This window comes from Methanospirillum sp., assembly GCF_035560735.1.
Lineage (GTDB): Archaea > Halobacteriota > Methanomicrobia > Methanomicrobiales > Methanospirillaceae > Methanospirillum.
In genome coordinates, this window is sequence record NZ_DATMYY010000136.1 from 1 (window position 1) to 5,226 (window position 5,226).

2 protein-coding genes are annotated in these 5,226 nt (G+C 47.3%); one reads left to right on the forward strand and one right to left on the reverse strand.

The window, feature by feature from the left end; all coding sequences use genetic code 11:
• The first annotated feature begins 140 nt into the window (after positions 1–140).
• The gene (locus VN429_RS04150; protein ID WP_325630101.1) at positions 141–1,391 is read left to right on the forward strand and encodes a transporter substrate-binding domain-containing protein; all 1,251 of its coding nucleotides are present in this window, start codon (positions 141–143) and stop codon (positions 1,389–1,391) included.
• 121 nt (positions 1,392–1,512) lie between these two features.
• On the opposite strand, the gene VN429_RS04155 is transcribed toward VN429_RS04150, so the two are convergent.
• A partial coding sequence (locus tag VN429_RS04155) for a PAS domain S-box protein (protein ID WP_325630104.1) occupies positions 1,513–5,226 on the reverse strand: 3,714 nt, incomplete at its 5' end.

The window sequence follows — 5,226 nt, forward strand, 5'->3', positions numbered from 1 at the left end:
GAATTTGACCCATGAAAGCGGGAGTGAACAGATCCAATTCAAGCAGTCAGGTCAATATCACATGGTAAGCAGATCATAAACCACTGAAACCAAAGAGAGAAGTATTTTTCCATTTCTGTGTAAATTAACATGACAAAGTGATGATGACGTATACCAATGCAAAGATTCCAGCATTCATTATCCTGGTTTTCATGCTTATTCCCGCAGTATCACTGGCTGCACCAGTTCCAGCCTTTCATATCGATGATCTCAAGGTTGTCACAGAAGACTATGCCCCCCTCAATTACCTTGACAACGGAACACTGAAAGGAATCTCTGTAGATCTGACAGAGGCGGCTTTGCACCAGCTCGGAAGCAACATAACACGTGAATCATTTAGTGTTCTGCCCTGGAGTGAAGCATACAACCTGGCCAGAACCACTCCTGATACCATCCTCTTCTCAGCTGACAGACTCCCTGAGCGTGAGGATCTCTTTCTCTGGGCAGGACCGGTTATGGAAAATTCACAGGTTCTCTTTACCCGGACAGACACCAACCAATCTGACATTGGGCTAGGTTCCCAGAAGATCGTAGTGCTCACCGACGACTGTGGAAAGGCATATGCCCTCACAGCCGGGGCAGATGAGAAGAATATCATACAGGTGCCACAGGCAAAAGACGCCGTTATGATGATCGAGAACGGATCTGCAGACGGATGGGCATATGATGAACTTGCTGGTCAGCATGCCATTATGAAGTATGCCGCAGACCCAGGCCAAATCGGGGAGAGGCAGGTACTTGGAACAAGCAGATATTACCTTGCGTTCAACCCGGAAACACCGACCGAGTTTGTACATGCAATAAATAACACCCTGCAGGATTTCAAGCGGAACCGGACAGAGGCAGGAGTGACAAGGTATGAACGCACTATTGCAGACTACCTACAAGTCAGATGCACTGAAAACTCAACAACCAGAGAGCAGGTGACAGACCTTGTCAACACAACATCTGCTGCTCTTGCAGCTGATGCACCGGACACAATCAAATCAATAAATGCAGGGAAAAACCCGTATCGCTCTCCGACTGACCCTGATCTTTATGTATTCGTGTTTGATACATCAGTGAATCTCTTGGCAAACGCAGTAAATTCTGCTAATATAGGGAAAAATCTTGCAGGAACAACTGATGTCTTTGGGTATCCGTTCCGCGATGAGATCGTGAAAGGTGCAGAGCAGAACGGCACCGGATGGGTATCATATATCTACTCGAATCCTGACTCACTGGGACTCTACCAGAAGATGAGTTACTACCAGATGGTAAAGGGAAGTGACGGCAATCAGTATGTCGTTGGAGTTGGAAGATACCAGACCTGTGATGAGAAAGCAGCAGGTGCAGAGAGATCAGAAAAATAACCCCAAAGAGCCTCAACTTCTCGCTACTTTTTTTTAAAAAAAATCCTGCACAATGCAAGGACAATAAACCCCTCGATAAGACACCGGCAAAACCGTACCGGATACCAAATCCTCTGGCTTTTCAGACCAATCTGAATTTTCCTGCGGGCACCAGGATCTCAAACCGTGCTCCTGCTCCCGGCACCCCGGTCTCCCTAATCAAAAGCCCGGTGATAGAGAGGATCTCCCGCACGAGAAAAAGTCCGATACCTGTATTCTTCCCATATCCATGCTCAAATATAAGTTCCTTTTCTCCATCAGGCACTCCGACACCATCATCTTCACAGATGATAACACGGCGATCTGCTGCTTCAGAGATTGAAAACCGGATATACGTTATCTTTTCTCCATGCCGAAGTGCATTTTCAATGAGGGTAGTAAAGACCTTTCTAAGGATGGGATCGGCATATACTTCAAGGGCTTCAGGAACTTCATTCTGTACAGGAACACCTTCAAGAGTGATCTCTGCCATCGCAGAACTGATGATGGCCCTGATCCTCTGCCAACCACTGGACACAACGCCAAACCGCTCATACTCACGGGTGAACCCAATCGTCCGCTCGATCTGCTCGGTAGCAACAATGCAATTTTTAATATACTCCCTTGTCTTGAGTGGGTCAGGAGACTCTGATGCCAGATCAAGGAGCATTTCCAGTGCTGACACCTGATTCAGAATATCATGGCGTGTCAGGCTGGTGAGCAGATGTAACTTATGGTTTGCTTCATAGAGGGCTGCTTCTGCCTGTTTGAGTTCTTGAATATCCTGCAGTGTCCCATGCAAACCGATGATCTTCCCATTCTCATCTTTCTTAACATCTCCGAACCCCTGAGCCCAGCAGGTGGTTCCATCCGGTCTGACTATCTCAAGTTCGATTGTAAAGGGTTCACCTGTAGAGAGGGAATGAGCAAATACCACAATCAACCGTTCCCAACTCGAAGGGGAGAATATGCGTTGCATTTCAGCAGAACCGGGAGCAGGCCTGTTCTGATCTATGCCTGCAATCACGTAGAGTTCTTCTGACCAGGTTATGGTTTCAGGTTCGAGAATCCAATCCCAGGTCCCAAAATGGGCAAGACGATGAGCTTCTTTTAGCCGTTCCTGGGCAGTAATCAGACCCTCCTCCGCTTCTCTACGCAGCGTTATGTCACGGCCGATCCCAAGCACCCCGATAAGAGTCCCTGTTGAGTCATACATCGGCGTCTTTATGGTATCCAAAAGTGCCTGGTGCCCATCATCGGCAAAGGTGATCCACTCCTCATTTCTGCCAGAAACACCGGTTTCCAGCACCTTGCGATCATAGGAAAGGAAAAACTCTGCCAGATCAGGACTCAGGAAATCATAATCCGTTTTTCCTATGATATCATCCTCTTTTGCTCCAAAAAATCGTTCAAACATGTGGTTGCAAGCGATAAACACCCCGTTAGGATCTTTAAGCCAGACCAGATCAGGAAGGGTCTGCACAAGCGTGGAGAGCCGGCCTTCACTGACCCGGAGAGCATCTTCAGCCAGTTTCCGCTCTGTAATATCAGTAATAAAATTTAATGTCGCAGGTTTTCCTTCCCAGTCCACAAGCACTGCACTCAACTCAATCCAGACTATCGTCCCATCTGGTCTGATCAGCCTGAATGGATATCGTGAAGGAACATCCTTACCTTCCAGGCGCTCCACATATCGTTCAGATACCATTACCCGGTCATCAGGGTGAATAAACGTGACAAAAGAAAGAGAGAGAAGATCACTCTTCTGATACCCGGTTATCTCTTCCATTCGGGAATTTACCAATTGCAATCTGTCTTGTTGTGTTACCACGATGCCATCGTTGGCATGCTCTATCAAATGCCTGTACTTCTCTTCACTTTCTTTAACAGACGCGAGAAGGAGATCACGTTCGTGAACGATTCGGACAAGTTTAATATTGCTCCAACTGACCTGGGTGACGAGCGAGATCAACCGTGTGTAAAACTGCATTACCACATCGATCTTCTCCCTGCTCATCCGGGGGACCTTCTCAAGGGCTGCAAGATACGAATCGACATCAAACCCGTACCTGATGGCCTGCTCTCTGTAGAAATCCAGGTTTACAACCTCATCATCATAAAAGAACTGCCCGAGGAAGAGATTACCAATATGAACGCCGCCTACCACAATAGGGGTTGAAATATCCCACATGTGATTTTTGCACTGGTATGCCTTGTACGTCCCTGGAGCAACACCCAGTGAAAGAATGGTGTCACTCTCAAGGCAGTTTCTACAGGTTTCTGGATTTATACGATGAAAGCGTGTACATATTTCCTGCCATCCTGCCGCAACCAGAATCGTTCCCTGAAGATCAAGGATAGCAACAAGGAGGCCAGTCAGCGAGTGAAAATCATCCATGATCCGCTGAATCTGTGGAACATCTATGATTTCAGAAAGAATCAGGACATCAATGCCACCTTCAGGTGAGAGAAGAGCATCCAGTTTTTTCCTGATCAGGCTCTCATTCTCTCGCAATCTCTCCTCTGCTTCCTTAAGATCAGTGATATCAGTTGCTATCTCAAGCCTGACCACCTTTCCGTTGCTCCATCGTATGGCACGGTCGCGACAGTCATACCACTTGCCGTTTTGCGTATTTTGCAATTCCCAGTGATGCACACCGGTTGGGCCTGATTCATCGACTAAAAGGTGGTTGGTGCAGAACGGGCACGGACCGCCCTGAAGTTGCTGAATATATTCATAACATTTCTTCCCAGCATAATCTCCGAACATCCCCCTTCCCTGACGATTTAAAAAGAGGATCTCGTAGGTTTCCATGTCTGCAACATACACAACAGCGTCAATACTGTCAAGGATAGTATAGAGTTCTGCCTGAACCTCTTGGACAAGTGGAACATGGCTCTTTATTGTGGTGACATTCTTCTGATCAGCAGACTGGGTAATCGCCATCGGCGTATGTTTTCGAAGGTACTCGAGGATCTTCTCAGACTCCCAGGATCTTTTATCAACCTGTGTGATCATCTGGTCAATCCGCGTCACCTGATCCTGGATGACACCAATTGCTTTCTCATCATTTATTTCTGCAGATATGGCAATGAGGGTAAGCGGGTTTCTGATCTCATCGTTGAGAAAAGAGAGCTGAGCAATGTTCTTTTGAATCTGGTTCACGGCACGCTCTTTTTCATACTCAAGCCGCAGCTGGTCAGTAATATCTCGACCCTGAGCAATGGTTGCAACCGGAGTAAAACCATCTGAAGAATAAAGAGTAGCAGAGTTCCATACGAGCGTTCGGATAGTACCGTCACTTCTGCTTATCTCAAGTTCAACTGTCTCCCATCTGACTCCATCACGGGTTGTCTGAACAAGTCTTTCAGATCGATCCAGGGCACCGGCAGGGAACAGGGTCATGATCTCTTCTCCCACTACCTCTTCAGATGATCTGCCAATCAGATCCTCAAAAGCACGGTTGAGCCTGGTAATCCTGAACGATGAATCCCAGACGATAATGGGGACATTTGCAATGGACAGGAGATTTTCAAGATATTGTGTTGTCTGCTTGAGTTTATCTTCAGAGAGTGACAGGGCATTGTACTGCGATCTGAGTTCCTCTTCAGCTCCTGAGAGTTCTTCAAACGCTGCCCCGAGTTGCTCATTATTGGTGCTCAGGTCGATGATCAACCGTTCATTTTCCCGGGATATTTCCTGCTGGTTCGTGACATCCTGGATAATACCAACGGCCCTCACGAACCTGCCATCAGAGTCGTATTCACGCCTTCCAATAGCATGAACTACTCGGGACGGAGACCCATCAACAGGATG